At 31.3% G+C, this 17,116-nt stretch carries 16 protein-coding genes; 12 read left to right on the forward strand and 4 right to left on the reverse strand.

What is annotated here, in order from left to right; translation table 11 throughout:
• Positions 1-106: 106 nt before the first annotated feature.
• On the forward strand, positions 107-1,081 hold the full coding sequence (locus NCC77_RS23020; RefSeq protein ID WP_349306048.1) for a GNAT family N-acetyltransferase: 975 nt from the start codon (positions 107-109) through the stop codon (positions 1,079-1,081).
• A 106-nt stretch (positions 1,082-1,187) separates the two neighbouring features.
• Here the strand turns inward: NCC77_RS23020 and NCC77_RS13140 are convergent, their stop codons facing one another.
• Positions 1,188-1,976, reverse strand: a complete 789-nt coding sequence (locus NCC77_RS13140; protein WP_250835980.1) for a polysaccharide lyase — start codon at positions 1,974-1,976, stop codon at positions 1,188-1,190.
• Positions 1,977-2,817: 841 nt separating this feature from the next.
• On the opposite strand from NCC77_RS13140, the gene NCC77_RS13145 reads away from it, so the two are divergent.
• From NCC77_RS13145 to NCC77_RS13160, 4 genes are all read left to right on the forward strand, one after another.
• Entirely contained in the window at positions 2,818-4,173 is a 1,356-nt protein-coding gene (locus tag NCC77_RS13145) for a vitamin K epoxide reductase family protein (protein ID WP_250835981.1), read from the forward strand.
• A 104-nt stretch (positions 4,174-4,277) separates the two neighbouring features.
• Entirely contained in the window at positions 4,278-4,460 is a 183-nt protein-coding gene (locus tag NCC77_RS13150) for a hypothetical protein (RefSeq protein ID WP_250835982.1), read from the forward strand.
• A gap of 253 nt (positions 4,461-4,713) precedes the next feature.
• Entirely contained in the window at positions 4,714-5,856 is a 1,143-nt protein-coding gene (locus NCC77_RS13155; RefSeq protein WP_250835983.1) for a hypothetical protein, read from the forward strand.
• 174 nt (positions 5,857-6,030) lie between these two features.
• On the forward strand, positions 6,031-7,389 hold the full coding sequence (locus NCC77_RS13160) for an NAD-dependent succinate-semialdehyde dehydrogenase (RefSeq protein WP_250835984.1): 1,359 nt from the start codon (positions 6,031-6,033) through the stop codon (positions 7,387-7,389).
• Between the two features lie 60 nt (positions 7,390-7,449).
• Here the strand turns inward: NCC77_RS13160 and NCC77_RS13165 are convergent, their stop codons facing one another.
• Entirely contained in the window at positions 7,450-8,052 is a 603-nt protein-coding gene (locus NCC77_RS13165; protein ID WP_250835985.1) for a hypothetical protein, read from the reverse strand.
• Between the two features lie 200 nt (positions 8,053-8,252).
• Here NCC77_RS13165 and NCC77_RS13170 point away from each other — a divergent pair, with 200 nt between their 5' ends.
• Together NCC77_RS13170 and NCC77_RS13175 are read left to right on the forward strand one after the other, a co-directional pair.
• A complete protein-coding gene (locus NCC77_RS13170; RefSeq protein ID WP_250835986.1) occupies positions 8,253-8,951 on the forward strand; it encodes a DUF1826 domain-containing protein in 699 nt (232 codons plus the stop codon).
• A gap of 137 nt (positions 8,952-9,088) precedes the next feature.
• Positions 9,089-10,513: an amino acid permease gene (locus tag NCC77_RS13175; RefSeq protein ID WP_250835987.1), complete on the forward strand. Its 1,425-nt coding sequence runs from the start codon at positions 9,089-9,091 to the stop codon at positions 10,511-10,513.
• A 290-nt stretch (positions 10,514-10,803) separates the two neighbouring features.
• On the opposite strand, the gene NCC77_RS13180 is transcribed toward NCC77_RS13175, so the two are convergent.
• Together NCC77_RS13180 and NCC77_RS13185 are read right to left on the reverse strand one after the other, a co-directional pair.
• Positions 10,804-11,082, reverse strand: coding sequence for a type II toxin-antitoxin system RelE/ParE family toxin (locus tag NCC77_RS13180; RefSeq protein ID WP_095929197.1), 279 nt, complete (start codon positions 11,080-11,082; stop codon positions 10,804-10,806).
• A complete protein-coding gene (locus NCC77_RS13185) occupies positions 11,075-11,320 on the reverse strand; it encodes a ribbon-helix-helix domain-containing protein (protein ID WP_095929198.1) in 246 nt (81 codons plus the stop codon). Before NCC77_RS13185 ends, NCC77_RS13180 begins: the two co-directional genes overlap by 8 nt.
• A 363-nt stretch (positions 11,321-11,683) precedes the next feature.
• Here NCC77_RS13185 and NCC77_RS13190 point away from each other — a divergent pair, with 363 nt between their 5' ends.
• From NCC77_RS13190 to NCC77_RS13210, 5 genes are all read left to right on the forward strand, one after another.
• A complete protein-coding gene (locus NCC77_RS13190) occupies positions 11,684-12,703 on the forward strand; it encodes an META domain-containing protein (RefSeq protein WP_250835988.1) in 1,020 nt (339 codons plus the stop codon).
• Positions 12,704-13,216: 513 nt separating this feature from the next.
• Complete coding sequence (locus NCC77_RS13195) at positions 13,217-13,729, forward strand: hypothetical protein (protein WP_250835989.1); 513 nt, start codon at positions 13,217-13,219, stop codon at positions 13,727-13,729.
• A gap of 290 nt (positions 13,730-14,019) precedes the next feature.
• Positions 14,020-14,511 carry a hypothetical protein gene (locus tag NCC77_RS13200; RefSeq protein WP_250835990.1) on the forward strand — a complete coding sequence of 164 codons (492 nt, stop codon included), beginning with the start codon at positions 14,020-14,022 and terminating at the stop codon, positions 14,509-14,511.
• A 258-nt stretch (positions 14,512-14,769) separates the two neighbouring features.
• Complete coding sequence (locus NCC77_RS13205; protein WP_250835991.1) at positions 14,770-15,156, forward strand: hypothetical protein; 387 nt, start codon at positions 14,770-14,772, stop codon at positions 15,154-15,156.
• Positions 15,157-15,542: 386 nt separating this feature from the next.
• Positions 15,543-16,988, forward strand: coding sequence for a hypothetical protein (locus NCC77_RS13210; protein WP_250835992.1), 1,446 nt, complete (start codon positions 15,543-15,545; stop codon positions 16,986-16,988).
• Positions 16,989-17,116 lie beyond the last annotated feature (128 nt).

The raw sequence follows: 17,116 nt of genomic DNA on the forward strand, positions 1-17,116 counted from the left end.
AGCGTAATGCAAAAAAAGCATTAACAAATTAAAAAATAGCATTTTTGCGCATTAGGTTTTTGTCTAGTTTTATCCCTAGAAAAATACAACTCCAAAGAACCACAAAATGATAACAACCCAAAACCTTTTAATAAAACCTTACAGAGTCGAAGATTCAGAATGCTTTTTTAAAAGTATAACCGATAACAGCGAATATTTGTATGACTACTTTGCAAACATGATAAAAATGAATGATAGCTTAGAATCGACAAAAAAATATCTGGAGCAGAAAGAAATAGATTGGCAAGAAAATAAAAGTTATGCTTGCGGTATATTTTCAAAAGAAAACCATGAGTTTATAGGCCATATATCTGTACGAGAAATTGATTGGAGAGTTCCAAAAGGCGAACTGGCTTATTTTATTTGCAAAAAACATAACGGTAATAATTATGCTGCCGAAGCATTAACGGCGTTTAAAAACTGGTGTTTTGCAAATAAAAAGTTTAATAGACTTTTTATGAAAATTGCAGAAGAAAACGCTGCAAGCATTAAAGTAGCCGAACGTTCTGGATTTGTATATGAAGGACTTCTAAAAAAAGATTATAGAAAAAGAGAAGAAGATTTGACAGATATGAAAATATACGGATATACTGAAGATCTGGAACTCGTAAGAACGACTTCTCAAAATGCAGATTTCGCCAGTTTAATTGTAAAACTAGATGAGAATTTAGCAAGCCGAAATGGTGACATGCAGGAATACTTCAACCAATTTAATAAGGTTGATGCCATTAAACATGTCATTATTGCTTATATCAACGGAATTGCGGTGGGCTGCGGAGCAATAAAGCAATTTGATAATGACTCTGTTGAGGTAAAACGCATGTTTGTTTCCGACGAATACAGAGGAAGACGCATTGCATCTAAGGTTTTGAATGAGTTGGAGAACTGGGCTAAAGAATTAGGTTATGCATCGACCGTTTTAGAAACCAGCAATGTGCAAACAGAGGCAGTTGCATTGTACACTAAAACGTATACTGTTATCGAAAATTACGGACAATATGCCGGAATAGAAACTAGTATTTGCTTCAAAAAGGAATTATAGAAAGCTTTTAACTAATAACAACTTCGATGCTTTTATGATAATAAATAGCATCGAAGTTGCTGGGTTTATTTTTTCGGTTCAAATGTTTTTTAAAGTGCGTTAAACACTATAGAGCATCCCAAGATGCACTAGGATAGTAGATAGAGCTTGTTACAGGAGCTGTCCAATAGCTTTGGCTTCCTCCACGGAAAGTGTGAAGACTCACTGCATTTACATTTCGCTTAGCATCGTTGGTTACCCAGCGAATTTTTTCGTTCAATATCTCTGTACCGTTTACGTAATATTTTACATATCCGTCAGTATTTGATCCTGTATTTAACTTCACAGATATCTGGCAATTATAAGTAACACCTTCTTGTATGTAATATTTCTTTCCAAAATCATTACCGTATTGTCCCGGCTGATCTCTATAATATACATAAGGTTGAAGATAAGCGCCACTTCCTTTAGCCGTATTAGAACCGCTTGGACAATACCACATAAATCTTGCGCTACCGCCATTTCCATCCCATGCAGCATCGCCACCCGTATTTTGGTCACCAATTAAGATTCCATATCCGCATTTTCCGCCTCGGCTCCAATAAAATCCATTGTTAAATTTCATTTGAAACCAAACAGTATAAACGCCTGTAGACCAAACACCATACGAGGTACACAATCCGCCTGGGCAAGATAAGGTGTTGGTTTGTAATGTGATTGTTCTTGCGCCAGCCGTTCCTTTTGCTGTTGTACCGGCTTGTATGGCAGAATTATTTGAAACAGTGTCTCTATTCGTGATTAATTCAGAATTTTTTTTAGCAGTTTGAGATGCATCTAAATCTTGTTCCTTTTCGCAGGAATAAAACACTAATGCTGCAGTAGCTAGCATACAAGATAATTTTATGATTTTCTTCATTTTTTAAATTTTAAGGTTAGTAAACAATTAATAGTTAGTAAAATAGATAGTAGTATTTGAAACCGAAAGTGTAAAGTTGATTATTAATAATTTATACAAGGAGTAATAAAGTACGTTTTTACGTACACAGAAATCCAGCATGTCTATTTGTTGTATACTCAAACAGATAAGATTGATATGGAGAAGTTTTTCGGAACAAGGAAAATTGTCGAGAGAGTAGAAATCAACTTAAAAAAAATGAAGGAAAAATGAGGCTGTTTAATTTTTTTAGATCCAAAAAAGTTTTGACACACTCAGAATCTTGAGATTTCTTTTATAGCTCTTTCACAAATTTTAACTTTTTTGAGATCCAAATTTTGACAAATGTCTAAATAGGCAGATGCTCAATTTGAAGAAAACTAGAGTAATTTTTATGACTATTGTAAAATTTAATTATATGATTAAAACCCTAAAAAAGACCGATAAATACTTGGATTGTTTATATTGAGGATATGTTAATGTTTGTGTAGATATAGTGTTTATATTGCATTGTTTTGTCGAAATTATCAAAAAATATGCCAAAATGTACTATTTTTTTTACTGAAAAAGCTTGCTTGTTTTGAAAGATTTAAATTACATTTACAAGAAACAAACATAATCTTTAGACATGGTACAATTAGTTCAAAAGTATTTAAGCATCAATAATTATAAAGATCAAACAGAAGAATTCGAAGACCTATTTCAATCTCATCCTGATTATCCCAGTCTATTTGCCATTACCGACACTTTTGATTTATTATCCATAGAAAATGTTGCCGTAAGAATTCAAAAAGAGCAATTCTCTGAATTGCCAGATTCTTTTTTGGCTGCATATAAAAATGATATCGTCTTAATAACCAAAAACGGAGATTTAATAGACATTGAGTCAAAAAATGAAGGGAAGAAAAGTTTATCTTTTGATGATTTTACTCAAAATTGGGAAGGCATAGTCACAGTTATTGAGCCAAATGATAGATCAAAAATTGTAAGCCTAAAAACAAACTCAAATTGGTATTCTTATAGTTTGGCAATTCTTGCTTTAGTAGTTGTTTCATTTGTTTATAACAGCTATGGCATTAGCGAAATTTTATTGCTTTTAACCTCAATTGCTGGTTTTGTTTTTAGTGTTTTTATTGTCCAAGAAAAATTGGGTGTAAAAAGTGAAATAGTTTCTAAATTCTGTAATATTAGCCCAAATGCATCTTGTGATTCTGTAATTGGTTCTAATAAAGGAGAAATTAATAAGTGGGTCAACTTCTCTGATCTGCCAGTACTCTTTTTTGGCGTTAATTTAATTGCAATATTATCTAATCCTTCTGGATCAAGTCTTGTAATTGGATTGTTGAGTCTTGTGTCTATACCTGTAATATTATATTCTATTTATGTACAAAAATGGCAACTTAAAAAGTGGTGTTTGTTATGTTTGACAATTTCCTTTATCATAATTTTTCAAAGTGCTGTTTTTGTTTTTATGAGAGAGTCATTTGTTTATAATTCATCTAGTCTTTTTTCTTATTTGTTTTCGATAATACTGATAGGAGCTATTTGGTTAAGTATAAAGTCTGTTTTAACAGGTAAAATGAAAGCAGAAAAAGAAGTAAGTAAACTGAAAAAATTTAAAAGAAATTACAAGATTTTAAATTTCTTGACTAAAGAAATCCCCGTTTTGGCTGGTTTAAATAAATTACACAGTCTGAAGTTTGGCAATATTGATGCTGATGTTGAGCTTTTAATTATAATAAGTCCTGGCTGCGGGCATTGTCATAAAGCTTTTGCTGATTCCTTAGAATTAATAACCAAATATCCTGAAAAAGTGTCTTTGAATGTTTTGTTCAATGTTAATCCAGAAAATAATGATAATCCATATAGAATTGTGGTAGAGCGATTATTGGAAATTAACTATACAAAGGAACATTTAGTTTTAGAAGCAATTTCAGATTGGCACATAAAAAAGATGGGATTGGATAAATGGCTTGAGAAATGGAATGTGGGGCCTATTGGTATGAAAGTAAATCAGCAAATAGAATTGCAATACAATTGGTGTTTTGAGAATCAGTTTAATTATACGCCTGTGAAAATTGTAAACAATCAAATGTTTCCTAGTGAATATGAATTAAATGATTTAAGATACTTTTTAAGTGATTTATCAGAAGAAAAAAGTTTGAGAAAAGTGGTTTGATAATAGTATAAAAATATATAAAAAATTCTTGCGCAAGAATAGACATAAACTTCAAGTGTCTTTAAACCGATTGAGGTATTAACTAATATTAAAAACTATATGCTATGTTAAAAAACATTTTAAAGTTAGACGGTGTTGCTGAGCTAACTAAAACTGAAAAAAGAAGTGTAAAAGGAGGTTTAGCTTGTGTTGGTGGAGTATGTCCAAAACCAGGTAACTATTGTTGCTTTTTTGAAAGCGGTGAAGGTCTTTGCAGACTTAATGGTACAAGCTGTCCAGGAGAATAAATTCAAATTCTTGTTATATTTCAGATTAGGTGCTTTAACATAATGTAATATAACTATTGAAAAAAGAATTTCTAACATCAGAATATCAGAAGAGACTGTTTAGGCAGTCTCTTTTTTTGTTTTAAAAAGTTTTGGCATAGTACTGAAAAAAGAAAATATCTTGACTTAAAAATATATTTTTGCCAGAAATAAATATACATTAGCTTAAAAAAACACATTACAAACTACAATCATTCTTCACTGAAATACTTTAATGAAAAAATACGCATTAGCACTTTGTTTTATATTATTATCGGTTTGCATTTTTGCTCAGGAAAACCAAGTTCCAGCCATAAAAATATATTTGGAAGATGCAGAAAATGGTGAAAATGTGAAGGATGCAAAAGTTACTCTTGAGGGTTTTGGGCTTCCAGATATTACTGCAGAATATAATAAGAAAGATAAAAGTTATTATTTTAATGAAATTCCATTAGGGTATAATACCATCATGACTTATCATGAAAAATACAACGAAAAAGGTTTTCAGAATGTAGCAGGATTACCAAACGAATTGAAATTCAAGCTCTTCAATCCAATCAAGGTATCTTATGGATTTGAGTTTTTCTGGTTTCACTATTTTCCACAGAAAAGTTATGTAGAAGATCCTTATAAAGTGAGTGTTTCATTGAATAATAATGAAATGAATTATAATTCTTTGAGAGCATATATCAGCACAAAAATTGCAGCGTTAAACCTTGAAATGGAGTTAGTAAATCCTTTTTGGGAAGAGAGTAAGATAGTGGAGTATAGCTTAACTTTTCCAAACCAAAAAGAAGCTTATCCTTTGCTTAGTTTAAAGGATGGCAATGTCATATATCATGAATATGTTTTTCCGTTAAAAGGAGGCGTAAGTTCTATTTTTACAGAGCGAGAATATTCTAATACACCCAAGGATATTTGTTTTATTGTGCGTAAAAAAGATGGTTCAAAATTTAAACGATTTAATGATCCTTTAATTAAAAAGTTAAAAGAAGAAAATTTTAATGTTTCTGCGATTGTTTTAAATAAAGTAACAGGATACGACAACGCACACACAAAATTACAAAAGAGAGATAGGTTAAGTAAAAAGTTTAACTTAAAACACGATGTAGATTCATCAAAGGTTTTCTTTTATAGTTTATATAACCAAAAGCCTCTAAGGTTGTTTTTTTGGAAACGCAGATCACGAGTTAACATCATAGAACCAGGTCAGTTTCCTCAACTTCCTTTGTTTTTTCTTATATCAAACGATAATTTAGATATCCCAGAATACAGACCGAATACAGAAAAAGTTGATTTTCAGAAAATTCCCATTCAAGATAAAGCATTAGGTCTTGGTATATTAGATCAATATGAGTATTATCTCAATGCAAAATAACGCTTTGAAAATTATTGTAAGTGTTTATTCTATTCAAAACATGATTTTTTTAGTAATTTAATTTTGTAGATAAAAGACTTTCATCAAAAAAAACAGCCTTTGCACAATTTAAAAACTAAAAATAAATTGTACCTTTTATATCGTTTTTAAATAAATACGATAAAAAATAATGTTATGATAAAATCTATAAATCCTTATAATCAAGAGATTGTCTATGAAGTTGCTGAATTTGATAGTAAAGAAGTAGAAAATGCAATTGATAAAGCGGATGCTCAATACGCGATTTGGAAAGAAATTCCCTTTTCTGAGCGTTCCGTTTTAATGAAAGCTACTGGTCAAGAGCTAAGGAAAAATGCACGCGAATATGCCGAAATTATTACCCAAGAAATGGGAAAACCGATTACTCAGGCTTTGGCTGAGGTAGAAAAATGCGCTGCTTTATGTGATTATTATGCTGAGAACGCGTCTAAGATGCTTGCCGATAAAATAATAGAAACAGAAGCTCATAAGAGTTATGTAAGCTACGAACCAATAGGAATTGTTTTGGCCATTATGCCATGGAATTATCCTTTCTGGCAAGTGATGCGTTTTGCGGTTCCAGCATTAATGGCCGGAAATGTTGCCGTTTTAAAACACGCCAGCAATGTGATGAAAAGCGCCATGAGCATTGAAAAAATATTTGATAGAGCAGGCTTTCCTGCAGGCTGTTTTACTAATTTGCCTATTGGAAGTAAAATGGTAGAAGAGATCATTAAAAATCCTAAAATTAAAGCAGTTACACTAACAGGAAGCGAAGCAGCAGGAAGAGCCGTAGCTGCGGTTGCTGGAAATGAAATTAAGAAAACAGTTCTAGAGTTAGGAGGCAGTAATGCTTTGGTGGTTTTTGCAGATTGCAACTTGCAGAAAACGGTTAAAACTTGTGTGCAAGCGCGTTTTCAAAATGCGGGGCAAAGCTGTATCGCTGGTAAACGTCTTTTAGTAGAATCGTCTATTGCAGAAGAGTTTACAAAAGCTTTTATAGAAGAGGTTGGCAAGCTTCGTTCGGGCGATCCTTTGAGTGAAGAAACAACAATAGGAACAATGGCAAGAGTGGATCTTGCTGAAGAATTGGAAAAACAGCTTCAAGATGCATTGGATAAAGGCGGAGAAGTTTTACTGGGGGGCAAAAGAAATAAAGCTTATTTTGAACCGACTGTTATTGGAAACGTGACAACAGATATGTCGATTTTTAAAGAAGAAGTTTTTGGTCCATTAATTGGAATCACGACTTTTAAGGATGAAAAAGAAGCTATTGCACTTTCTAACAATAGCCCATTTGGACTTGGCGTTACCATTTTTACAGAAGATTTCGAAAAAGCATTCCGATTAGTGCCAAAATTTAATGAAGGAGCAGTATTTGTAAACGAACTGGTAAAAAGCGATCAGAGGCTTCCCTTTGGCGGAACTAAAAACTCCGGATATGGCCGTGAACTTTCGCAAGATGGCATTCAGGAATTTGTAAACAAGAAAACGGTTTACATTAATAAATATTAATAGAATTAAAAAAGGTGTTTGAAACTTTCAAACACCTTTTTTAATTTTGGAAATCCTATTTTACGGATTAATTATGTCTGAGTCCGGAAGGTTAAAAGATCCGTCTGTGACTTCTACTGCTACTCCTGATTCTAGATTTCGAACCTTCCCAGAAAAGGTGCCTTTAATTCCGTTTTTACTAATAGATTCAATTTTTACTATAAAAACGTCATCGGCAGCTCGAGTACTATACAAAATAGTTCCGTTTGCGGTTTGAACAGCATATCGGGCCACCATTTCTAATTCTGCTGGAGTAGAATAAGTGCCTGCGGTGATATTGCCTCCAATTTTCCAAATTTCAAAATCTAATGATGGAGGAAGTTGCTCACCAGCAGTTTTAGGATAAGGCGCTTCAGATCCCCCGAGTATAATATACTCAAATCGATTATCGTTGCCAGAGGCCTGAAAGTTGGCATTATAAAAGTTTATTTTACGACCATCTAGAGTGGCTTTAAAATAATAGTCAGATTCATTGTTATTTGATTCACTATCACTGCTTGAACAAGCCGAGAAAAGCACGGTTAAAATGGAAACATAAAAAAGCTGTTTTACAAAACGAGCTGTTTTATTTTTTAAAGAAAATGATTTCATTACTTTAAAACCATCAACATTAGTATCTATCATTCTATATTTTTTTTTAGTTCATAACAAATTTACCAATGCAAGATGCAGTAAACAATACCTGATTTCATGGTTATTTGCTATTAAAGAGCAGTAGCTTTTCTTTAAGAAAAGAGCGCAGCATCAAATAAAATTAAATGCATAAAAAGGTAAGAAGCAACTGCTATTGCCTATTTTTGCAATCGATTTAAAATATCCAAACTATGAATAAAACATTTTCTTCCAACAGTCAAATTGGCGTGGTCTCTACTTTTTCTGACCTTGTGCATACCGATTTTAAGGAAGAAATGAATGCATTATGTTGGTATAGAAATCTGGATGGCGATTTTAAAGAGATTGTGAATCAATTAAGTTTAAAAGAGAATATAACAGAAGTTTCTCCAGAAGATTTAATCGCGCTCCAATTATCTGAAAAAGGAAATATAGCCAGAGAAATAATCTTAAATGATTTGCAATTATTAACTGAATTTGGCGCTTCGCCCTCTCTTAATTTACTGAAGTGTTACGAGCGCGATGATGAATTTGATTTTATATCTACAGATGTATATTCGTTTCACGTTGATCGTTCGCCCATTGCAACCGATACATTTTTGTGCACTTACCACGGAGCGGCAAGTGATATTATTCCTAACTCGCAGGCAGAACAGAAGATTTTAATTCCAGAAATTCGAGCAAAATTAAAAGAACTGCATGATGGAGTAGAGGAAGATTTCGAAGATTTTTTAAAAGAGAATTTCTTTGATTTGCACTATCAGTTGCATGAAGACGCAGAACCTATCAATTTACAACAAATGCATCTTTGGCGTTTGGCTGTCGATCATCCAAAACAACAAGTGAAGCCTTGTATTCATAGGGCTCCAAAAGAAAATGATGGAGAATATCGGTTGTTGTTGATTTGCTAGTTCAACGGCTAAAAAAATGAATATTTATATTTAATTATAAGAGAAGTCACAAAACGATGCTTTGTGTGATTGCTTTTTTAACTTATCTTCGCTTTTTATACATTCTGAATACATTTAAATACCTTAAAACAAAATCTGTGAAAAACAATCATGATGCTGTAGAAGAGAATCAGCTTAAACGTGGACTAACTAACCGACACATTCAGTTAATTGCCTTAGGCGGATCTATAGGAACAGGTCTTTTCCTTGGCATTGGTCCAGCGGCCGTATTAGCAGGCCCATCTGTTATTTTGGGATATGCTATTGCTGGAATTATCGCTTTCTTTATTATGAGACAACTGGGCGAAATGGTGGTCGAAGAACCCGTATCAGGAAGCTTTAGTTATTTTGCCTATAAATATTGCGGTTCTTTTGCCGGTTTTGCATCAGGTTGGAATTATTGGATTTTGTATATTTTAGTGAGCATGGCAGAGCTTACAGCCATTGGAGTTTATGTGCAGTTTTGGTGGCCCGAAATTCCGCTTTGGGCATCCAGTTTGTTTTTCTTTCTGGTTATTAACGCCTTAAATTTTGCCTCGGTAAAGGTGTACGGAGAAACTGAATTTTGGTTTTCAATTATAAAAGTGGTAGCCATTATTGCCATGATTCTTTTTGGTACTTATCTGCTAATAAGCGGAACAGGAGGAGAGCACGCTACGATTCATAATCTATATAACGACGGAGGCTTTTTTCCAAAAGGGATTTTTGAAAAAACTGGAAATGGCGGTTTTCAAGGTTTATTGTCAGCTATGGCTTTGATTATGTTCTCTTTTGGTGGTTTGGAACTTATCGGAATTACCGCTGCTGAAGCAGAAAATCCAGAGAAAAACATTCCAAAAGCTACCAATCAGGTTATTTATAGAATCCTAATATTTTACGTTGGAGCATTGGTCATTTTATTTGCTTTGTCGCCTTGGAGACAAATTACGACTGACAGTAGTCCTTTTGTAATGGTTTTTCAGAACTTAAACGGAATGGAATTTGAACTTTTTGGCAACAAAATATTTTTTACAAGTCTTATCGCCAATGTGCTTAATTTAATTGTATTAACTGCCGCTTTATCTGTTTACAACAGCAGTGTTTACAGTAACTCGCGAATGTTATTTGGTTTGGCAGATCAGAATAGTGCTCCTAAATTTTTAAAGAAGTTAAACAAACAATCGGTTCCAGTTAATGCCATTTTAGTTTCTTCGTGTTTTGCCGCGATCTGTATTTTAATAAACAAAGTAATTCCAGAAGAGGCTTTTAGTATTTTAATGTCTTTAGTAGTGTCTTGCTTAGTAATTAACTGGGTTATGATTTCGTATACGCATCTGCAATTTAGACGTGCCAAAGACAAAGAAAACACCAAAACCAAGTTTGCTTCTATATTTTATCCAATAAGCAATTACATCTGTTTCGCGTTTTTATTGGGTATTTTAGCCATTATGTGGATGACGAATATGGAAATATCTGTAGAATTAATTCCGATTTGGCTGGGGATTCTTTTTGTCTTTTATAAAGTTTTTAAAACGAAAGAATAGGCATCATTTAGTATAGTATCATCATTAAGGCATTGATTATTGACGTAGGGTTGATTTTCGATGCCTTTTATATGGAGAAAATGGAACAAAACAGAATGGACTGAAAAATTTAAGATGTAGTATTATGTTATAAAAGATGGAAAAATCAGCAAAAATCCACATTATGTAGAACCTTTAGAATTTATTTCTAATCTTTCGAATTATCGATCTGATAAGCTTAAGTCTTAAGTAATTATTTTTAGATCCATCACTTGAATATGCGCAACGATAACACGTAAATTTGAACTGCTTTAAAAGTCTTGCCTTCCGATGATGGTAATAATCTCTATCCGATTATCTCCATTAATTTGGTAATAAATAGTGTCAACACCACATACACAATAGCGATATCCTATTTTAATGTGGTCAGCAGATGGAAATAAAAAAGGATTTTCCTCTATTTTTTCAAAACAATCATAAAACATATTGAAATAGCTGTCAGCTTGATTAATGCCAAACTTACCAACACCATAATAATAAATTCTTTTTAAATCTTCTTTGGCTTCGCTACTTAAATAATAGCTATACATCAGGCAGACCTTTTTTAAATTCGGCTAACATTTCTTCTCTAGTTTGTTTTTTTGCAAAACCGCTTTTTTCTCCCTTATCTATTTTAGCTCTTACAAACTCATAATATTCTTCTTGCGAACGAGCTTGCTTAATCAAATAGTTGATAGCTTCGCTTTTACTGCTAAATTCTTCTGTATTAACTTGATTTTTCAACCACTCGTCATTAGGAGTAGTTAATGATATACTTTGTCGTGTCATAATAATACAAGTTTTTTTATTGGTGTAAATTTACACCAAAAATTTTGAAATGAAAATATTTATGAATTATTAAAGTTTGTAAAAGTTTGCCTACTTTTACAATAGAGTGGCATTTTCAAGCTTAAAAAAGCTAAAAATTCTGCTAAAACATCCTTAAATGTAATAGAAAGAAAAACTTTTGCTTAAGTAAAAAAGTAAACTGATTATCAATATCTAGCAGTTTGATTGTTAAAGAAAAAGCCGAATTTAGGGCTGATAAAAAAAAGTTAAAAGCATTCTTTATTTTAGAATGGCACAATTCATGCCTGCAAAAAAAACATAAATAATATGAATGCTTAATGGGTATTCTAAAAAATTAAAATGATGAAAAGATTTAAATGTATGTATGTTTTTGTGGTAGTATTAGTATCAGCATTTACATACAGTCAGGAAAGTTTAAAAATGTTTGTAAAAGAAAGTAAAGTGCCATGTCAAGGTGTTGGCCCTATGGAATGTCTGCAAGTGAAGTACGATAAGGACAAAGAATGGCAACTTTTTTATGATCATATTGAAGGTTTTAATTTTGAAAAAGGAAATCGATATGAGATAATGGTAACCAGAACAAAAAGGCCAGAACCTATTCCGGCGGATGCTTCTTCTTACCAGTATAAACTGAAAAGTATTATTTCGAAAACGCCTGTAAATACCGAAAAAGGTATTTACAATACCAAAATGATTTTAACCCAATTAAACGGGAAAAAGATAAATAGCGGAAAAGCTTTTATTACCATTAATGGCGAAACGGTTACCATAAGCGGTAAAAACGGATGTAATAATTTCAACATAAAATACACGAAGCTTTCTGCAAAAAATCAAATTAAGACCAATTCTCCAATAGGAACTTTAATGGCTTGCGACGACGAAAGCATGAAATTAGAACAAGAATTTAGCGCTGCGATAACAAAGAAAAAGTTCAAAATTGTAAAGAAAAACAATACCGTACAGTTTAAAAACGCGAAGAACAAAGTGGTGATGGAATTTTCTATTCCGACTCAAGACCAATTGTGGAGTTTTATCGAAAAAAATAACTGGAAACTAATAGCTCTAGAAAATGTTGGACAGGATTACGGTAGAGCTTCTATTAAGTTTAATGTAGCAGAAAAGAAAGTGAGCGGAAACACAGGCTGCAACAACTTCTCTGGCTCGTATGAAACCAACGATGATCGTATTTCTTTTGATAAAGTAGCGTCTACAAGAATGGCATGTATTGGAGAAGGAAATGAAACAGAGCAAAAAATGTTGTCGTATTTAAACAATAAAGACCTGCGTTTTGATGTAGCAGACCAAACGCTTAATTTTTATCTTAACGATAAATTGGTCATGATGTTTGGCATTACAAAATAAAACCGTTTCTATAAGTCATTTTATAAATAGACGATGATTTATGAAAGATAATTATAAAACCAGTGAAGTTGATTCACTGGTTTTTTTTATGGATAATTAGTTTTAAAGTCTGAGATTCGATTACTTCAGATTTCCAAAGAGTTCAACTGAAATGCTGCGCAAATGTCTCTGACTTTGCGCTTTTTTACACTTGTGAATTAGTAAAATTTATAAAAGTCTCCCCACTTTTTACAATTATTTTTTAGTGTTGTTTTTTATTCTTTCTTTATCTATAAATTGCATTTAAGAGATTTAGTTTTAAAGTCTGAGACTTTATGACTTTTACGTTTTAAATTATATATTTGAAAAATGGCGCAAAGTCAGAGACATTTGCGCAGCTCTTGTGAGGTACACTTTGCAGAGCAGGGGGTATTCTTTTTGTGTTTTATAAGGTTTTTAAAAAGAAAGAATAGGTAGTTTTTATATAGTTAAATCATTAAGATTGATTCTTAAACTTTATGTAATTGTTTAAATATGGGACAATATATTACTCTTATTTTCGCAGATGAAAAAATAGAAATTGATAATAAAATACCACATTTTTATGAAAATGGGCACTTAATAATTCCATATATCAATGAAATACGCTTTGCGGTTGAAGAATTACAAAAGATATGTAAAGAGGGAATGACGCTTGATGAAATATTTGATTTTTATATCATTAAAAAATTTTCTGTAAATGAAGATGAAAAAATTGATGTTCTTGAAAAATATAAAGAATTGTATACTGATTTAGATGATTTAGAAAATATATATTTAATTGAATTCTTAAAACGATTAAATCTTCCGGATTTTATGGTTTTAAGTTACGATGACTTAGCTGGAGATTACTTTTTGAATTTTGAAAATTTTATTTATAAAAATTCGGATCCAAATTACAATAAACTTAAAATAAGAATGGATAAGCCATATCTCTATAGCTATTACGGTTGTAAAATCCATTGCTTAAAAGAGATGGAAGCTAGAAGAAATAATTTTAATGTATAACACAAAAAAAAACGATCGCTTAAATATGTGTAACGATATCGCGGAAATTCTTTCCGTGCCCGTTCCTACATTAGTAAAAACTTATGTAATTATAAACTAAACTTTCTGTTTTTTAAATCTGTTAGATATACTTTGCGGGCACGGATTACAAATCCGCGTGATCGGGGTTTCAGATATTACGAATTTGCACCTAACGATTTAAGAAGCAATGTAATGGATTATCTAAACAATCCGAATTCATTACAATAATATGGTAAATTCTAAATATTTTAAAATAATAAATTAAAAAAATGGCAGATACAAAAATTAATTATAGAGGTAAGGGATTTTGGATTGAGGAAAGTTTCATAGAATTACTAAGTGAGTATATATCAAAAACTTTTGAAACAATTGGATTAAATACATTCTCAACTAATCTCTTGCAAATTTACAACGATTGTGACACCAATAGATCTGGAGAAAGCACTGGAATGGTGGGGATATTATTAGATCGCTATATAAATAATATTGAAGATAAGAATAACTTGATTAGTATTTTTCAGCAAACAAAAACATCAATTACGGATTTGGGAAGTGAAATTTCAATTAATCAACTTAATCAATTTGAAGATAATAAATTTGATCCTTACTTTGCTTCATATTGGTCAATACCGGTCAAAACACAAAGTCTACTAACAACGATTGATATAATGATAAGTTTGTTAAATCAAACTTATCAAGGTACTAATACAAATATTTGTTACAATGGTTATCCTGCAATTCCGGAAGCAACCATCATCTAAAAAACCGATAGCGCAGATTTAGTTACGCAACGATAGCGCGGATTTGTAATCCGTGCCCGCAAAGTAATTCCCCCAGCAGCCGCGAGCGTCTGGCTGTGAACGTAAAGTTTTGTCTGTCCTTGAAAAAGTTTTAGTACTTGTCTGAAAATGTTTTTACAAATTGACATTAATTGACTTTCCTGTTTGTGCACGAGCGAGGCGCTCGCGTTAGAAGGGAATTAGTTGTTATCCAAATATCAATCCTTAATAAATAACAATATGGCTATTTTAGATAACTATAATTTAAATTTTAGTAATGATGTTTTTACTTACCCTGATAATCAAAAAGTATATCATAAAAATGCAAATCATAATATTAAAAATGATTTTTTGGGATATCTGTTACATTATTTTAAAGATGTAGAAAGTATTAATGATATAATAGCTGATATAGATTTTATCCTGACCGATGGATATTATAATGATGAATATCAAAGAGATATTTTTTTAGATCGATTATTTGTTTTTTATCATGATAAAACAGTGATTTTTAAAACCCAAAACGGTATCTTCCTACAAGAAGTACCACTTATTGATTTTAAAGAAATACTTATATTGTGGCGTGCATTTTTACAAACTACTCCTTTACATGGTACTAATGTATAAATAAATCCGATTGAGCGGATTTCCAATCCATGCCCGCAAAGATTGGTTTGATCCCCAGCAGCCGTGAGCGTCTGACTCGTGAACGTAAAGTTTTGTCTGTCATTAAAAAAGTTTTAGTACTTGTCTGAAAATGTTTTTACAAATTGACATTAATTGATCTTCTGTGTGTTCACGAGCGAGACGCTCGCGCTAGCGGGTGAGAAAATTTAGATGTTTTCAATAAAATAAAAATTGAAATGGAACAATTGCAAAAAGAATATAATAAATTTAAATACCTGAAAATCATAAAATAGAGCATGTAATCTAATCTTATTGAAAATTACAAAAAAAGTCTTTTTACTACAAAAAAATATATATTTGAAGTTGTAAATCAATTTTTATCTAAAATGGAAATAAGAAAATTTAGTAATTTAATTTTTAGTCTTTTAGGAACTTTTATAATATATAGTTTACTTTTCAAGTATACGATAGGGGCTGTCTTCGGTATTAACAAATTATCCGTCTATCAAGAATTCCCAAATCGGTTTTCATTCAATTTGAATATTGCTTTCATTATTATATTATGTTTTGTAGTTTTAATAAAAAACTCAAATATTTTAACTTACTTTTTTTATCAAAAAAATTATATTGTTGAACTAAATGAATTAAATCAGTATCGAATTTTAAAAGTTATTTTTGTAAACTTCAGTCTTTTCCGATTGACTATTCTTTTTTTTACTTTTCACGAAAATAGCTTTTGGGATAAACTCACCTCTATACTGTCAATAATATTTTTCTTTTTAATCATATTTCATAAGACTATTATTAAATCTATAATTCGCAAAATTAATTCTTATTCTAAAATACAATCAGATTATATTTTTATTTTTTCGATGATTCCAATTCTATTATATTTTTATTTTTTTTGGGATTATGGATTTGGAACTGGTGCATTCGATCTTTTTGAATTCATTTTTCGTCCAATCATTTTATTGATTACTTTAAGTTCTCCCTTATTCTTTAGATTGCTGGTGCCAAAAGATACGTTGATTACAAGTTATCATTTTACTTTCATTTTATTTTTCTGGATTTTATTCCTATATAATTTACAAGAATTTTTATTGAAATTTCCTAATTATGAAAGAGATAATATGTATCTTATTAAAGATTTGACATTTCATGTAGTAATGCCTTTATTCTTGTTAAGTCTTCATTCTTTTTTTGCAAAAATCAAGAATATTTCAACAATGCAATTTGCATTCTTTATAGTTGGAATTTTATTGATTTTCTGTCCTATAGTTAGATATATAAATGGAACTTCTTATGCAATGTCTTTATACTTAATATCTGGGGCTCTAGTTTTGTTTTTATCTAAAAAAACTGCTTTTCTCGATAGAAGACTTGAAAAATTAAAGATTGAAACCAAAAAAAGAGATTTAAAATTATCTTTAAAAAATAGTTCTTCTTTTTTGTGTATTGCGATATTGTTTATTACGATTTCAAAGCACTTTATTGTACTTTTTAATTATAAACCAGGTTTTACTGCTTTAATCTCTCTTGCTAGCGTTATTGCCCAGTTATTAATAATCGGAAACATCGTATTGAAAAAGAAATTAAAATTAGATGATGTTGATGGTTATATAAATACAATACTGACATTCTTTTTAATATTAATATTTTGTAATAATTATCTATGGGTTTTAAATAATTTACTTTTTAATAGTCCTTTTTTGTTTACTACTGATATCGCATATTTTATAGTTTTAATACTAGCCATACTCTTTTCATCTTATTTGACAAAATTGATAAAAGTTATATTACCAAAAAATCATTTTAGAAACTTTTCTAACTGACTTAGAAGAGGTACCCCGCTGGGCACCCCGCTGGCGCGAGCGTCTCGCTCGTGAACGCAAAGTATACCCGATCGCGCAGATCTATCTCCGCAACGATAGCGCGGATTTGTAATCCGTGCCCGCAAAGT

This window comes from Flavobacterium tyrosinilyticum (assembly GCF_023656565.1).
GTDB classification, from domain to species: domain Bacteria; phylum Bacteroidota; class Bacteroidia; order Flavobacteriales; family Flavobacteriaceae; genus Flavobacterium; species Flavobacterium tyrosinilyticum.